Here is a 15,715-nt window from a genome sequence, read left to right on the forward strand (position 1 = left end):
CAATGGCTCAGAAGAGAAAAGATAAAGCCAAGAAGCGTGTGGTTGTTGTGGAGCCTGTTGGTCAGGTGCACATCAAAGCTTCGTTCAATAATATCATCATCTCTGTTACCAACATCAATGGCCAAGTTATTTCTTGGGCATCTGCTGGTAAAATGGGATTCAAAGGATCTAAGAAAAACACTCCTTATGCCGCTCAGATGGCTGCCGCAGATTGTGGTAAAGTAGCCTATGAAGCTGGTATGCGTAAAGCAGAGGTTTTTGTTAAAGGTCCTGGTGCTGGTCGTGAGTCAGCTATCCGCACAATGCAGAACGTTGGTATTGAGATTACTTCTATCAAAGATGTAACGCCACTTCCGCACAACGGATGTCGTCCTCCCAAACGCAGAAGAGTTTAAGGATATTATTAAGAATTAGAAATGGCAAGATATACAGGCCCTAAGAGTAAAATCTCTAGAAGATATAACGAACCAATTTTTGGACCAAGCAAAGCCTTAGCTAAGAAGGCGTATGGTCCAGGTCAGCATGGCCGTGGTCGTAGAAAAAAGCAATCTGAGTACGCTATCCAGTTAATGGAGAAGCAAAAAGCTAAATACATCTATGGTGTATTAGAGAAGCAATTTGCTAACTTGTTTGACAAGGCTGCTCGTAAGACTGGTATCACTGGTGAGAACCTATTGGCTCTTTTGGAGGCAAGATTGGATAACACTGTTTACCGTTTAGGTATTGCTCCAACTAGACGTGGTGCACGTCAGTTGGTACTTCACAAGCACATTTTGGTAAATGGTGGCATTGTGAACATTCCATCTTACACGCTTCGTCCTGGTGATGTAGTGAGTGTTCGTGAGAAATCTAAATCATTAGAAGCAATTACTACTAGCTTAGCTGGACGTAATGCTCGTCAATTCACTTGGTTAGAGTGGGATGCCTCACAATATGTAGGTACTTTCATTGCGGCTCCTCAGCGTGATCAAATCCCTGAGAAAATCCAAGAGCAGCTGATCGTCGAGCTTTACTCTAAGTAATCAGTTCTAATTTTAAGTGTCAACCTTAACCCAGCAAACATGTCAATATTAGCATTTCAAATGCCAGAGAAAGTCGTGATGGAGAAATCCGATGACTTCCACGGGCAATTTGAATTTAAGCCGCTAGAGAAGGGCTATGGTGTTACCATTGGAAACGCACTGAGAAGAATTCTTCTATCATCTTTAGAAGGATATGCTATCTCCAGCATTCGTGTTCCTAGTGTACTCCATGAGTTCTCTACCATTGAAGGTGTGGTTGAAGATGTCTCTGAAATCATCCTGAACTTGAAAATGGTTCGGTTTAAAAAGGTTGGTGACTTAGTTGATGACAAGATTACTGTCAGCATCAGCAAGCAAGACACCTTCACTGCCGGTGACATCAACAAATTCTCAGGTTCATTCCAGGTATTAAACCCTGATTTGGTTATCTGTCATTTAGATCCAGAAGCATCTTTTGAGATTGAGTTGACTATTCAAAAAGGCAGAGGCTACGTACCTGCCGAGGAGAATAAGCCAGTAGATCAGGTGTTTGGACAAATAGCTATTGACGCTATCTTCACACCTATTAAGAATGTGAAGTACAGCGTAGAAAACACGCGTGTTGAGCAGAAGACGGATTATGAGCGCCTTTTATTAGAAATCTCTACGGATGGATCTATCCACCCTGAAGATGCTTTGAAAGGAGCTGCCAACATTTTGATTCAACACTTCATGTTGTTCTCAGACAACACCATGACTTTTGAAACTGTGAAGCCTGAAGAGGAAGAAGCGGTAGATGAAGAAATGCTGCACATGAGAAAAGTATTGAAGACGCCATTGCATGACATGGATCTTTCTGTACGTGCCTACAACTGCTTAAAAGCAGCTGACATTAGAACGTTAGGAGACCTAGTGCAATTAGACTTGGCAGATATGATGAAGTTCAGAAACTTCGGTAAGAAATCTCTTACTGAGCTGGAGAACCTAGTATCTGAAAAAGGTCTTAACTTTGGGATGGATATCTCAAAGTATAAATTAGAAGAAGATTAGTAATCCTACGGCATAATTCCCGATCCCGTAAAGGTTGATCGACGGTATGCACGTGCACAATTAGAAAAATGAGACACGGTAAAAAGAACAATCACTTAGGTAGGACTGCTGCCCACCGCTCAGCTATGTTATCAAACATGGCGGCGTCATTGATCCTTCACAAGCGCGTTATCACAACGGTAGCTAAAGCTAAAGCGCTTCGTAAGTATACTGAGCCTTTGTTAACCAAAGGTAAAAACGATACGACCCATTCTCGTCGTACTGTTTTCTCTTACTTGCAAAGCAAAGAAGCTGTGAAAGAATTATTTGACAGTGTTGCAGGTAAAATCGCTAATCGTCCAGGAGGTTACACACGTATCCTTAAAACTGGCAACCGTCTTGGTGACAACGCAGACATGTGTATCATTGAGTTGGTTGACTACAACGAGGACATGTTGTCATCAACAGGAACTGCCGCTGCAGGAAAAGCCAAAACAAGACGTCGTTCTTCTGGTAAGAAGAAAGAAGGTTCTGAGGCTACTGCTACTGAAACTTCTGCTCCAGCTCCTTCTACTGAAGAAGCAAAAGCAGCAGAGGCTCCAGAAACTCCAGCTGCTGAGTAACGATAATGAATCATTTATAAAAAAGGGATACGGGTTTACTCGTATCCCTTTTTTATTTTTGTCCCATACTTAGATAGAATGAAGCTTCAGACAACAACAGATGCAGTATTGGTGCTAGAAGATGGCACCGTTTTCCAGGGTAAGAGCCTTGGTAAGATTGGTACTACCGGTGGTGAGGTGTGCTTTAACACGGGTATGACCGGGTATCAAGAGATTTTCACGGATCCTTCTTACTATGGGCAGATTGTAATTACCACGGTGTCACATGTGGGCAATTATGGTGTGCAGCCAGAAGAGGTGGAATCAAATGCCATTCAGATAAAAGGACTTATTTGTAAGGATTTCTCTACAACCTTCTCCCGTAAAACAGCTGAAGGCTCTTTGCAGGAATACTTTGAGAAAGCGGGAGTAGTGGGTATCTGTGAGATTGACACCAGGGCCTTGGTGCGTTACATCAGGGATAAGGGCGTGATGAACGCCATCATCTCCTCTGAGGAGACCGATGTGGAGAAGCTGAAAGAGCAATTAAAGCAGGTTCCTTCTATGGATGGCTTGGAGCTTTCTTCTCACGTTTCTACCAAAGAACAGTATCAAATTCAACCTACCACTACTAGATTTAAAGTGGCGGTCTTGGATTTGGGCGTGAAGCAGAATATCTTGAACAACCTAGTAGAGCGTGGTTGCGAATGCCGCGTGTTCCCCTATGGAACGTCCTTTGACGAAATGGAAGCTTGGGGGCCAGACGGCTACTTCATCTCCAACGGCCCTGGTGACCCTGCGGTGACCACAGAGGCGGTAAAAAGCGTGGAGCGCATTCTGGAAGTAGAGCGCCCTATGTTTGGGATATGCATGGGACACCAGATCCTGGCGCAGGCCAACGGAATCCCTACTTATAAGATGCACAACGGACACAGAGGCTTAAACCACCCGGTAAAGAATTTGATTACGGGTAAGAGCGAGATTACGTCGCAGAACCACGGTTTTGCGGTGAGTGCAGACGCCGTGAAGCTGAACCCAGATGTAGAAATCACGCACATTAACCTAAATGATAATACGGTAGAGGGCATCCGGTTGAGAAATAAGCCTGCTTTCTCTGTGCAGTACCACCCAGAGTCTTCTCCGGGGCCGCATGACTCAGGCTACCTGTTTGACCTGTTCCTGGAGATGCTGGAAAACGACAAAAAGAATAAGTAACAAAATAAAACGATTGAATATGAGCTTAATTGAAGACATCAAAGCCCGTCAGATTTTTGACTCCCGCGGTAACCCCACCGTTGAAGTAGATGTAATCACCCAGAACGGTATTGTAGGCCGTGCCGCGGTGCCGTCTGGTGCCTCTACCGGCAAGCACGAAGCGGTAGAGCTGCGTGACGGTGACAACAGCAAGTACATGGGCAAAGGTGTTTTGCAAGCCGTGAACAATGTGAATGCCATCATTGCTGATGAGCTGGTAGGCTTCAACGTGTTTGAGCAAAGCCTGCTGGACAAAATCATGATTGAGATTGACGGCACGCCTAACAAAGCCAAGTTGGGCGCCAATGCCATCTTGGGCGTTTCCCTGGCAATTTCCAAAGCGGCGGCCAAGGAAGCAGGACAGCCGTTATTTCGCTATGTAGGTGGCGTGAACGCCAGCACCTTGCCGGTTCCAATGATGAACATCTTGAACGGTGGTAGCCACGCAGACAACTCCATTGACTTCCAGGAGTTCATGGTAATGCCCATAGGCGCGCCAACATTCTCTGAGGCGTTAAGAATGGGCTCTGAGGTATTCCATCACCTGAAGAACGTGCTCAAGAAAAAAGGCATGTCTACCAACGTAGGCGATGAAGGTGGCTTTGCCCCGAACATCGGGTCTAACCAGGAAGCCATTGAGGTAGTATTAATGGCCATTGAGGCCGCTGGCTACCGTCCAGGCGAGGACTTCATGATTGCCATGGATGCCGCCGCTTCAGAATTCTATGACGCTTCTACGGGCCATTACCACTTCAAGAAATCTACCGGCGACAAGCTGACTTCTTCTGAGATGGTGAGCTTCTGGACTGAGTGGTCAAACAAATACCCCATCATCTCTATTGAAGACGGTATGGACGAAGACGACTGGACTGGTTGGAAGTCATTGACCGACTCTATCGGGTCTAAGGTGCAGTTGGTAGGCGATGACTTGTTCGTGACCAACGTGGAGCGTCTGCAGCAGGGTATTGACCAGAAGACTGCCAACGCCATCTTGATTAAGGTAAACCAGATTGGTACCTTAACGGAGACCATCAACGCCATCAACCTAGGCCGTATCAACGGCTATAAGAGCATCATGAGCCACCGTTCAGGTGAGACCGAGGACAACACCATCGCTGACTTAGCCGTGGCCTTGAACACCGGTCAAATCAAGACGGGTTCTGCCTCACGTTCCGACCGTATGGCCAAGTACAACCAATTGCTCCGTATTGAGGAGGAGTTGGGCGAGACCGCTTACTTCCCGGGCCGCAAGTTCTAGGCAATTCGCGTAGAGGCTCGGCTTCTGATTTTGGCTTATTTTCTAGAAAGTAGGCCAAAAACGGGAAATGAAAAAGTTCTGGCAGGTGCACTACCTGACCTGCCGGAAATCTTAGTAAATTCATGGCGGCAAGGAGACTTGCCGCCATTTTTTATCTCCTTAGCATATGTTGGCGCGCGTTCCTAAATTCTTCAAGAACTTCTATTTTCTCACCGGCGTGGTGTTTTTGGTCTGGATGATTTTCTTTGACTCCAATGACTTTATCACGCAGTACCAGACCAGCCGCAAGCTGGCCATTCTGGAAGAGGAGCGAGACTACTATGTAGAGAAAATCCAGGAAGTGCAGAAGGACCGCAAGGAACTCTTAAGCAACCCCGAGTTGCTGGAGAAATTCGCGCGGGAGAAGTACCTCATGAAAAAGCCTACCGAGGACCTGTACATCATTGTAGAGAAAGATGAAGAGGAACTAGAGGCTGAACAAGAACAGAAATAAGTATCAACTCCCATAAAAGCAGAAGGCGCTATCCAATCAGGTAGCGCCTTCTGCTTTTAGATAACCTTCCGTTTTAGGCCTCTTTTCCAGAAAAGAGGCCTAAAAACGCTCTATTCAATCTTCTTGCCGCTCATGGCTTTCTTAATGGAGATTTGCATCACGCGCTCGGCAAACGGGCTTGTCTGCTCTTCCAAAGTATCCACCGCTTTCAGAATGGTGTCCTTATCCCCGGTTGGCAGAACGTCTTTCAGGTGCTGTAGATTCTGGCGGGTTAGAGTAATTTCTTCCTGGGTCAAATGCTCACCGTTCTTCTCCACAAAGCGCTCAACTTGGTAAATCATCTGCTCGGCGGTGGTGCGGGCTTCAATGACCATGCGGGTATTCACGTCTTCGCGGGCGTGAGTGATGGAGTCCATGAGCATCTGCTCTACCTGCTCATCTGTGAGGCCGTACTGCGGTTTCACTTCTACTTCTTGTCTGGTGCCTGACCGCAACTCAATGGCTTCCACCTTCAAGATGCCGTCGGCGTTCAGGATGAAGTTTACGTCCACCTTCGGGAAGCCCGCGGGCATGGCCGGAATACCTCTCAAGTCAAACTCGGCTAGTTTGCGGTTTTCTTTTACCAAGTCGCGCTCGCCCTGGTACACCGATATTTTCATGTTCACCTGCCCGTCCACGGAGGTGGTGTACTGGCGGCCGGCTTTGGTAGGAATCTTGGAGTTGCGCGGGATGATGGAGTCCATCAAGCCACCCATGGTTTCAATGCCTAGCGTGAGCGGCGTCACGTCCAGCAAGAGAATGTCTTTTCTATTACCCGCCAGCACATCTGCCTGAATGGCGGCGCCCAGGGCCACTACTTCGTCTGGGTTCAATGAGTTGTTGGCCGGCTTCCCGAAGAAGTCGCTTACGGTCTGGTACACTAGGGGCACGCGGGTAGAGCCGCCCACCATAATAACGGTGTCAATCTGCTCTGCCGTTAAACCTGCATCGCGCATGGCCATTTGGCACGAGGCCATGGTGCGGTCCACAATGGGCGTAATGAGCGTCTCAAAAGTGTGCTTGTCCAGCTTCAACTCAATGCCATTTAACTCAGAAGTATAAGTTTCTTGGTCGCTCAGGGTGCGTTTGGCTTCCTCGGCTTTTAAACGCAGGGCTTGGGCAAGGTTTGGGTCACTGGCTACTAAGTCTGCCAGCAGACGGTTCTGCGGTAACCAGTATTTAAGAATGGCTTGGTCCAGGTCATCGCCGCCTAAGTAGGTGTCCCCGTTGGTAGATAGCACCTCAAAAATGCCTTGGTGAATCTTCAGGATGGAGATGTCAAACGTACCGCCACCCAGGTCATACACGGCAATGGTTTTCTCCTCGCTTGGGTCCAGCCCGATACCGTAAGCCAATGACGCCGCGGTTGGTTCGTTAACAATGCGCAACACTTCCAGTCCGGCTAGTTTACCGGCGTCACGGGTGGCTTGGCGCTGGGAGTCATTGAAATAGGCTGGAACGGTAATCACCGCACGGTTCACCGGGGTTTTCAAGGCATGCTCAGCGCGGGCCCGCAGTTCCTTCAGAATCTCAGCAGACAATTCAATAGGGGAGTAGAATTTGTCCTGCACCCGTATCTTCACCAGCCCCTCAGAGTTGTCATCAATGATTTTGTAGCCAAAGGTGTCCTTGTGCTCGCCCAGGTCCTGGTACGATTTGCCCAGCAGGCGCTTCACCGAGTAGATGGTGTTGGCTGGATCAGTCAACAGATACTCCTTGGCTGCGTTGCCCACCAGCACTTCGCCGTTCTCATGGAAATGGACCACCGACGGGACAATGGTGCCCAAGCCCTGGTCATTGATGGCGATAGGCGTTCGGTCGTCTGGGTGCATGTACGCCACCAGGCTGTTGGTGGTGCCTAAGTCAATGCCCACAATTACCTCTTCCTGTTGGATGGAGGCAGTGGTTAAGTTTATCGCAATTTTAGCCATGCTGTCAATTTTAAGAGACACCCGCAGGCGCCTCGTGGGCAAAAGTACGAAGAATTACCCTGTGAACAGGTTTACGGTTTCCCTTATGTAACTGATGGATTTACAGGAAACAAAAAAGCCCCGCTGGATAGAGCAGGGCTATTTTGTAAGGATGTTCGTTTTTGGCCTGATTTCCAGAAAACAAGCCAAAAGCGAGAATGTTTAGACAGCGTCCGAGAGACTGCTGAACGTGAAGTCCCTAATCTTGAGCGGTGGCAACAAATAGTTGTTGCTGGACTCGCCGCTCACCGTACGCTCAGCCTTCCCGATGGCCTCCAGATTGTTGAGCATGATGATGGGGCTCTCATTGAACCTGAAGTTCTTGACCGCGTGCTTGATTTTGCCATTTTCAATGTAGAAGGTCCCGTCCCGGGTAAGGCCGGTGAGCAACAGGGTCTGCGGGTCCACGGACCGAATGTACCAAAGCCGCGTGACCAGAATGCCTCTTTGGGTGCCTTTGATCATATCTTCCAAGCTCTGCGTGCCGCCTTGCATAATGGCCGTGTTGGGGAAAGGCACCGGTGTGATTTTCTTCTGCTGCGCCCAGTAGCGTGACACCGGAATCTGCTTGATGACGCCTTTGTCTATCCAGGTGGTTTTGTTCAAGGCCTGGCCGTCCTGTGCCCACGGCGAGGTAGGCAGTTCTGGGTGCGCCGGGTCTGAGTAAATGGTCACACGCTCATCCACTAGTTTCTGCCCTACTTTATTGCCTCCGCCGGCTTTGCTCAGGAAACTGCGTCCCTCGTCTGCGGAGCGAGCGTCCATCCCGAAGAACAGGTTCTCCAGCATCACGGCCACCGCAGCCGGTTCCAGGATAACGGTGTACTTGCCGGGCTCCAAGGCTCTGGCGTTGGCTGAGCCCGTGGCTTTATTCACGGCAATGTTAGAGACCGTGGCCGTGTCAAGTTTGCTCACATCATTGAAGCCTCTGGAGACATAGCCTGAGCCGGTGCCGTCTGGCGTGCGCACCGTCAAAGAGAAGTCAACGCCGGTATCTGTGTTGTAAGCGAACAGGCCTTTGCTGTTCATCATGCTTTGGAAGCCCACATTGTCTTGCAGGTAGCCGGCGGCCGTCAGGTTTTTGGATTTGGCCGCCGCAATGCTTTTGGCCACCATCTCGGCGCGCTTGTCTGGCGTGATGGCAGCCGTGGCCGCCACGTACGGATTGGTGGTGATGTATTTCTGCGGTCCTAAAACGCCCATGTACTCCGGGTTCTCAGGCGCTAGTTTGGCCAATTCCTCTGAACGGCGTACTACTTTTTCTAAAGAAGCATCGTCAAACTCATTGATGGTGGCCACGCCCATGCGCTTGCCAAACGAGGATTGCACCACCAGCGTGGTAGTATGGGACTCGCCGGCCGTGGACACCGAGTTGCGTGCGTAACGCACATTGCCGGTTTTTCCGCCGTTGAGGTTGGCCTCGCACTCATCGGCTTTGCTCAAGGCCATCACCTTCTTCAGGATGACCTGGGCTTGTTCTTTGGTTAATATTGCCATGTTTGAATAACGTCTTTCAGTTGAAGTAAACAGTTTACTTTTTTAGTCACGAGTCACGAGTCACGAGTCGCGAGTTGGTTTCTCTCCCACTTTAGGAATGGGAATGCTTAAGCTCAAACTTTTTCAAGACTCGCAACTCGCGATTCAGAACTCGCGACTCATCTAGATTTTTCTACCAGTGTTGATGACGTTCACGCCGTTGAAGCGGGTGGTGGACGAACCATGGGACACCGCGCTGCTCTGGGTAGGCTGGCCTTTGCCGTCAAAGAAAGAACCGCCTAAGCGGTAATCGCTCTCGTCGCAGATGGCCGAGCAGGAGTTCCAGAATTCCTGGGTGTTGCTCTGGTAGGCCACGTCTTTCAAAGGCCCCACAATCTTGCCGTCCTTAATCTCATAGTAGAGCTGGCCCCCGAACTGGAAGTTGTAGCGCTGCTGGTCAATGGAGAAGGAACCGTCGCCAATGATGTAGATGCCTTTCTCCACGTCTTTAATCATGTTGTCTACGCTCAACTTCTGCTTGCCCGGCGCCAAAGACACATTGGCCATGCGCTGGAACTGCACCGAGCTCCAATTGTCGGCGTAGCAGCAGCCATGGGACTCTTTCTCCCCGATGATGTGGGCCTGGTCGCGGGTGGCCTGGTAGTTGACCAAGGTGCCGTCCTTCACCAAGTCCCATTGCTTGGTCTTCACGCCTTCGTCGTCATAGCCCACGGCACCCAGAGAGCCAACCTGTGTTTTGTCCGCGAACAGGTTTACTTTGTCACTGCCGTATTTGAATTTTTTGCTCTGCCATTTGTCCAGCGTGGCAAAAGAAGTGCCGGCGAAGTTGGCCTCATAGCCCAGTACGCGGTCCAATTCCAGCGGGTGGCCTACGCTTTCATGGATGGTCAGCCATAAATGAGACGGGTCCAACACCAGGTCATATTTACCGGCCAAAACAGATTTAGCGGTTAGTTTCTCTCTCGCTTGTTTGGCAGCAGCACCAGCGTCTTCCACCATGTCATAGTACTTGCCGTATCGGGTAGTAATGCCCTGATATTTGCCCTCTGGCTTTCCGCTGAGGTATTCGTAGCCCATACCCACGGGAGCGCTCAAGGATTGGCGCGTTTCAAACTTGCCGGTCTTCTGGTCAATGGCCGTCACGTTGAGCACCGGCCAGGTGCGGTGCACGTCCTGGTCAATGTAAGAACCCTCAGAAGACGCGAAGTATTTCTGCTCGTTCACCAGAAATAGCGCGGAGTTGACGTAGTTGGCGCCGTTCTTCATGGCGGCAGCGTTGGCTCCTAACAGCAAATCCACTTTCTCCTTAATAGGTACCTCAAAAGCGTTGCGCTCAATAGGAGTTTTCCAGCTAACCTCACCAAACCCTTTCTGCGGTGCCAGCTGAACTGGCTCTGTCTGCAGTTTAGAGTTAGCCTTTGCAATGGCCACAGCCAGTTCAGCAGCTTTGGCGGCCCCGGCCGGCGAGACATCATCCATGGACGCGAAGCCCCAGGTGCCGTTGGCAATCACGCGCACGCCAATGCCATAGCTCTCGGTGTTGACGGTATTCTGCACCTTGTCCTCACGGGTAATCACGAACTGGTTCAGGTACCGGCCAATTCTGACGTCGGTGTAGGTGGCGCCTTTAGACTTGGCCGCGTTGAGCGCCGCGTCTGCCAACTGTTTGTGGAAGGCCACGTCTGCCGGTTCCAACGCCGCCTCGGGCGCAATGTCATGGCCCCACAGCGGAATGGGCAGCATCATAGCTCCCAAACCCAGGCCGGAAAGGTGGAGAAAATCGCGTCTTTTCAAAGTCTAAGAGGTTTATGGTTAGTCCTTTAAATATAAAGTTTTCTCGCACCAATCCAAGAAATTATTGCATGATTTTTATATGCAGAAACAAGCAATTGACGAATAAGGCGAAATGTGCATTTGCTGATAAGTCCCCCTTCGGAGGGGGTAGGGGGAGGACAAAATAGTTTCAAATTGGGATGTTGTTATTTTTAGCAAAAGGCCTAAAGGCGTGCTCTTAATGAGCCTTAATCAGTACGATTAAATCCTCCCCCTACCCCCTCCAAAGGGGGACGGAATGCGTGCCTTTTATTTTCAAACAAAAAATCCCACTCCAAAATGGGAGTGGGATTTTAGGCTGTTTTCCGGAAAAGAGGCCAAAAACGCTATTCGCAGCTAAGAGTTTCTGTGGTCCCAATAGGTGCGCCCGGCGGAAGGTCTTTGTGCAGTTGCGGTTTCGCGTTGGCAGGCTGGTCTAATCTGTTCAAGGCCAGAAGCGCGTTGGCTTTCACGGCATCGTCTGAGGACTTGGCCAGCTTCTTCAGGTGCTTTTCCAGCTCTTCCAGTTTCAAAATGGCGATGCCGCGCACGGAGTAGGCGGCGTTCTCATTCTGGGACAAGGCCAGCAGGTGGGTGAGTACCAGCTGTTGGGTGAGCAACTGCGTCTGGCCGGGTAGGCCGTTCTGCTGTTTGGCTTTCCAGGTGTGCTCTAGTATCTGGTCCAACACTTCCTCCAGGCCTAGCTTACTGCCTCTAGCTTTCAATTCCACCAAACGGGCGGCGCGCTCTGGGTGGAACAGAAACGACAAGGTAAAATCGGCGGAAGCCTCGGCGACGGCCAATGGGTCAAAGGTGAGGCCGGTGCGTTTGTCAAACAGCTCACGTGTAGGCGACCAACCGGCCGGTCTTGGCGGAATCAAAGCGATGATGTTCTCTGGTAGGGTGAGCACCTTGGGCTGGAGTGTCTCTAGGAGCGCATCCAAGGCTTTCTGTTGCTCGGCCTCGGGTACCTTCTCGGTGACCAGTTGGCCATCGCCTCTGGAGGCATAGGTGTAGTTAACCCCACCCACCACTTTGGCCACCGACTCTACCTGGTAGCGGTGATAATTGTAAATGGGCACCAGCACATCTTCCAGCATGGCCATGGGCACGCCGGGCTTTATGTTGTTCAGGCCAAACTGCTGTAAGGCTTTCTGCCTAACCTGCAATACATGATGCAACTCATCAGACGCGTTGGCGCCATTGTCCCATAAGTGCGCCTGCGGGTGCGCCCCGCCCGGAGAGCGAGCATCTCGGTCAGCGATAAATTGCAAGCCACTTTGGTGACCGTTACGCAGGAGTTGGTCCAGCGCCTGTTTCTCGTTCACACCCTTCGCGAAGTCTTGGTAACCGTACGTCACGGCTAATTTGTCCCAATCGCCCATGCCCAAGGCGTAGGCATCAGATAAATCTATTTTTCCTTCTGCCGTCAGTTTCACGGTGGGGTGCGGATAGTCCATCACCGAGGCGCGGTTGTTTACGCTGGCGGCGTAGTTGTGCATGATGCCCAGCGTGTGGCCCAACTCATGCGCTGACAGCTGACGTAAGCGGGCCAGGGCCATCTTCATCATTTCGGGGTTGGCGGGTCTGCCTTCCTCATAAGGAGCTAGCAAACCTTCGGCAATCAAATAATCTTGGCGCACGCGCAGAGAGCCCAGGCTCACATGGCCTTTCAGGATTTCGCCGGTGCGTGGGTCCGTGACAGAGGCGCCGTAGCTCCAACCTCGGGTACTGCGGTGCACCCATTGAATGACGTTGTAGCGCACGTCCATGGGGTCTGCGTCTACGGGCAGAATCTCTACCTTGAACGCGTCTTTGTATCCCGCGGACTTAAAGGCCTGCGCCCACCAGCGGGCTCCATCTAGCAAGGCGCTTCTGATGGGTTCTGGCGCGGCGTGGTCTACATAGTACACAATGGGTTTCACGGCCTCAGACACGGCGGCGCCTGGGTTCTTCTTTTGCAGACGATGCCGGGCAATGTAGCGTTTGACAATGGACTCGCCAATGGGGGTGCTGTAGTCCATGTACTCAATCCCGAAGTAGCCGGCCCGCGGGTCCATGGCTCTGGGCGTGTAGTTTGAGTCTGGGAGTTGAATAAAGGAATGGTGCTGGCGCAGGGTGAGGGCCTCAATAGACGGAGCCACTTCGCGCACGAAGTTGCCGGCATCATCCCCGCCCACAAACGTGAGCGAGGCTTCAAACTCGGTGTTCTGCGGGAAGTTTTTGGTGCGGGGCAGATAAAGGGCCGAACGCGAGGCGTCCAGTCTATACGAGCCCTGTCTGGCCCGCTTAATGCTTCCTACTACGTCATGGGCGTCTCTCAGCAAAAAGTCAGTGGCGTCTACCAACACGGTTCTGCCATCGGTGGCTTCTACTTTAAAGCCCCACAGCGTGGACTGCGCGAAGGACTGGGCCACGGCCTGCTCCTCGGCGGGATTGCCGTTCATGGCGCGGTAGCCTTGGTTAGGCTCTATCAGCAAAACCTTAGGCCCTACCTTCTGGAAATACACCACGTGCGTGCCGCCTAACTGTCCACGGTCCAGGCCAATGTCATTGGAACCCAATCCCGCCGGAAGTGAGGAGACATACAGGAACTGCGTGTCCAGCTTGTCAATCTCCAGCAGAATCTTGCCGGTGGCCTCATCCCAGTAGAAAGGAAAATAGCCGGCAAATTTCTGTAGTCCAGCCGTTTTAGAAGCAATGCCGCCAGGTTTATTCTGCGCTGAAAGCTGTGTGAAAGTAAGTAAGAGAAGCAGAAAGGGGAGGAGCGTTTTTCGCATGATTTCTGGGAAGTAGGTCAAAAACGGAATCTGCGAATAAGGTAGGCAATTCAAAACATAGGGGCAAGGCTATGTTCAAGGAACTGAATCGTTAAGGAGCATTTGACGCCTATAATAATATAGCGGTTGTTATATATTTGCGGAAATTCGTTAACGCTATGCAAAAGACAGTTCTTCTAGACCGCATGGAGCATCCATCCTCAACCACTCAGGCAACCTCTTGGTGGAGCATACTGGCAGGGTTCCTGCTCATTGCCCTCACCTACCACGGCGGGGAATATGCCATGCGGTTCCATCAGCACGTTCCCCTGTTCCTGGGGTGTATGCTGGCCGTGATACCCGTGGCCAACCTGGTGGCCAAGTGGCAAGGCTTCAAAGGGCTGGGTGCTTGGGGACTGTGCTTTGACAAGCCCTACGCGAAACTGTTTTTGAAAGGCCTGGCCATTGGCTTGGTAGTGTATGCGGTGGCGCTTTGGGCGCGGCTTTGGCTGGGTTTTGAGATACTGGGCCCAAAGCCCGACACCAATGTGCTCATCACGCAGACGCTTATCTTCGCGGCAGGTACGTTTCTGCCGTCGCTAGCCGAAGACATACTCACCAGAGGCTACCTGTTTGGGCACTTCCATAAGCGGATGGGTACCTGGGCCTTGATTCTGTTCTCAGCAGTAGTCTACGTCCTGAACCATGTCTATGCCCTCACCGCCGGACCTGAGACCTTGGTCTACCTGTTTGTGCTGGGCGTAATGCTGGCCATTCCGTTGTTGTATACCAGAAATATTTGGTACACGGTGGGCGTGCACTGGGCCGGCAATATCATTTACCGGGTGAGCAATGATGTGCTGTCTGTGCGAACAATGGAATCTCCCTATCCCGCCATGTGGACCTTAACGGGTTTTGTGTTATTGCTAGCGGTCATCAATTATGTAGTAACTAGGAGATTCGTTCCTTCAGAAAAGGAGCAAGCCTTGGCCTAACCGAATTGGAAAAAGTCGTTTTCGGCTTGTTTTCCAGAAAACAGACTGAAAACGATTCCCGCCACTAAACGTGTTGAATGGAGTGCCTTGCTTACTTTCTAGTGAAGTGCAGCAGAAAGTCTGAGGCGTCTGTTTCATAAAGCGCCAAGGCATCTTTCCGCTTAGCATTAAAGCCAGATTTGGCCAGCAGGGTAATCAAGTGCTCTGGGGAAGGATGAATCTCTGTGTGAAACTCCAGCACTATCTCCTGCACCACGGCAATCTTCTGGCTGGCTATCAATTCCTGGATCACCTCCACCTCGGCGCCTTCAATGTCTAGTTTAAGCAAAGCCACCGGTTCTGTGAGGTAGGTAGAAAGCGTCTGCGCGGGAACGGTTACAGGAACGGTGGCGGTACTGGTTGTATAAGCGCCAGCATCTAACCTACCTGAGGCGTCTTCATGGGTAAAGAGAGTGAGCGTGCCGGACGTCCCAGTCAAGGCGGCATTCACCAGCATTACTTGGGAAAGCTGGTTGTGCGTGACAAACTGTTGCAGGAGTTGAAAAGCCTTCGCTTCTGGTTCAAACGCCAAGACCTTGGCTTCTGGGTAAGCGGTAATAAAATAAAGCACCGAAATACCCAAGTGGCTGCCGCCGTCAATGATAAGGGTTTTCTGGCCAGTCACTTTACTTCTATAAGCATCCAAGACGAAAATCTCCTCAAACTGGTGGAGCAGAAAAACATAGCTCGGGAATAAAACTCGCTTGCCAAACAAAACAATGCTATTTGTCTTTCTATGACTGCCGCCGAACTTAGCAACCCAGTGCGCCTGCCCGATCAGTTTGGTGTACGCACATAGCACCGCCCACGTGCCGCACGCTGGACCCATAGATAGGATAAGACCATACACTTTCAGGTAATGCCGAAGCAGTTTCATGTGGTTAGTTAAGCTGGGTAGGAGCAGGTGTTAAGATAGGAAACCCGACGCATTTTTAGCTTCCTTTCCAGAAAACAAGCCAAAACGGTG

13 protein-coding genes are annotated in these 15,715 nt (G+C 50.8%); 8 read left to right on the forward strand and 5 right to left on the reverse strand.

All coding sequences use genetic code 11. From position 1 onward, the window contains the following. Positions 1–2: 2 nt before the first annotated feature. From rpsK to TH61_RS09730, 7 genes are all read left to right on the forward strand, one after another. Complete coding sequence (gene rpsK / locus TH61_RS09700; RefSeq protein WP_066508659.1) at positions 3–395, forward strand: 30S ribosomal protein S11; 393 nt, start codon at positions 3–5, stop codon at positions 393–395. 21 nt (positions 396–416) lie between these two features. Further along, on the forward strand, positions 417–1,022 hold the full coding sequence (gene rpsD / locus TH61_RS09705) for a 30S ribosomal protein S4 (RefSeq protein WP_066508662.1): 606 nt from the start codon (positions 417–419) through the stop codon (positions 1,020–1,022). Positions 1,023–1,061: 39 nt separating this feature from the next. Further along, positions 1,062–2,051 carry a DNA-directed RNA polymerase subunit alpha gene (locus tag TH61_RS09710; RefSeq protein WP_066508664.1) on the forward strand — a complete coding sequence of 330 codons (990 nt, stop codon included), beginning with the start codon at positions 1,062–1,064 and terminating at the stop codon, positions 2,049–2,051. A 125-nt stretch (positions 2,052–2,176) separates the two neighbouring features. Beyond that, on the forward strand, positions 2,177–2,653 hold the full coding sequence (gene rplQ, locus TH61_RS09715) for a 50S ribosomal protein L17 (protein WP_369796879.1): 477 nt from the start codon (positions 2,177–2,179) through the stop codon (positions 2,651–2,653). Between the two features lie 78 nt (positions 2,654–2,731). Further along, the gene (gene carA, locus TH61_RS09720) at positions 2,732–3,847 is read left to right on the forward strand and encodes a glutamine-hydrolyzing carbamoyl-phosphate synthase small subunit (protein ID WP_066508668.1); all 1,116 of its coding nucleotides are present in this window, start codon (positions 2,732–2,734) and stop codon (positions 3,845–3,847) included. A 19-nt stretch (positions 3,848–3,866) separates the two neighbouring features. Further along, positions 3,867–5,144, forward strand: a complete 1,278-nt coding sequence (gene eno, locus TH61_RS09725; RefSeq protein WP_066508670.1) for a phosphopyruvate hydratase — start codon at positions 3,867–3,869, stop codon at positions 5,142–5,144. Positions 5,145–5,310: 166 nt separating this feature from the next. After that, a complete protein-coding gene (locus tag TH61_RS09730) occupies positions 5,311–5,637 on the forward strand; it encodes a septum formation initiator family protein (RefSeq protein WP_066508672.1) in 327 nt (108 codons plus the stop codon). Positions 5,638–5,747: 110 nt separating this feature from the next. Here TH61_RS09730 and dnaK read toward each other — a convergent pair whose 3' ends face one another. The 4 genes from dnaK to TH61_RS09750 all read right to left on the reverse strand — a co-directional run bounded on the left by dnaK (position 5,748) and on the right by TH61_RS09750 (position 13,735). Further along, positions 5,748–7,607, reverse strand: a complete 1,860-nt coding sequence (dnaK, locus tag TH61_RS09735) for a molecular chaperone DnaK (protein WP_066508673.1) — start codon at positions 7,605–7,607, stop codon at positions 5,748–5,750. Positions 7,608–7,808: 201 nt separating this feature from the next. Further along, positions 7,809–9,143, reverse strand: coding sequence for a TldD/PmbA family protein (locus TH61_RS09740; RefSeq protein WP_066508676.1), 1,335 nt, complete (start codon positions 9,141–9,143; stop codon positions 7,809–7,811). A gap of 162 nt (positions 9,144–9,305) precedes the next feature. Continuing rightward, positions 9,306–10,937 (reverse strand): TldD/PmbA family protein, encoded by a 1,632-nt coding sequence (locus TH61_RS09745; protein WP_066508678.1) that lies wholly within the window; start codon positions 10,935–10,937, stop codon positions 9,306–9,308. Between the two features lie 365 nt (positions 10,938–11,302). Further along, positions 11,303–13,735, reverse strand: a complete 2,433-nt coding sequence (locus TH61_RS09750) for a zinc-dependent metalloprotease (protein WP_066512751.1) — start codon at positions 13,733–13,735, stop codon at positions 11,303–11,305. Positions 13,736–13,893: 158 nt separating this feature from the next. Here TH61_RS09750 and TH61_RS09755 point away from each other — a divergent pair, with 158 nt between their 5' ends. Then, positions 13,894–14,709, forward strand: coding sequence for a CPBP family intramembrane glutamic endopeptidase (locus TH61_RS09755; protein ID WP_066508683.1), 816 nt, complete (start codon positions 13,894–13,896; stop codon positions 14,707–14,709). A 91-nt stretch (positions 14,710–14,800) separates the two neighbouring features. On the opposite strand, the gene TH61_RS09760 is transcribed toward TH61_RS09755, so the two are convergent. Next, positions 14,801–15,625, reverse strand: coding sequence for an FkbM family methyltransferase (locus TH61_RS09760; RefSeq protein ID WP_066508685.1), 825 nt, complete (start codon positions 15,623–15,625; stop codon positions 14,801–14,803). Positions 15,626–15,715: the final 90 nt, after the last annotated feature.

Source organism: Rufibacter sp. DG15C (genome assembly GCF_001577755.1).
Lineage (GTDB): Bacteria > Bacteroidota > Bacteroidia > Cytophagales > Hymenobacteraceae > Nibribacter.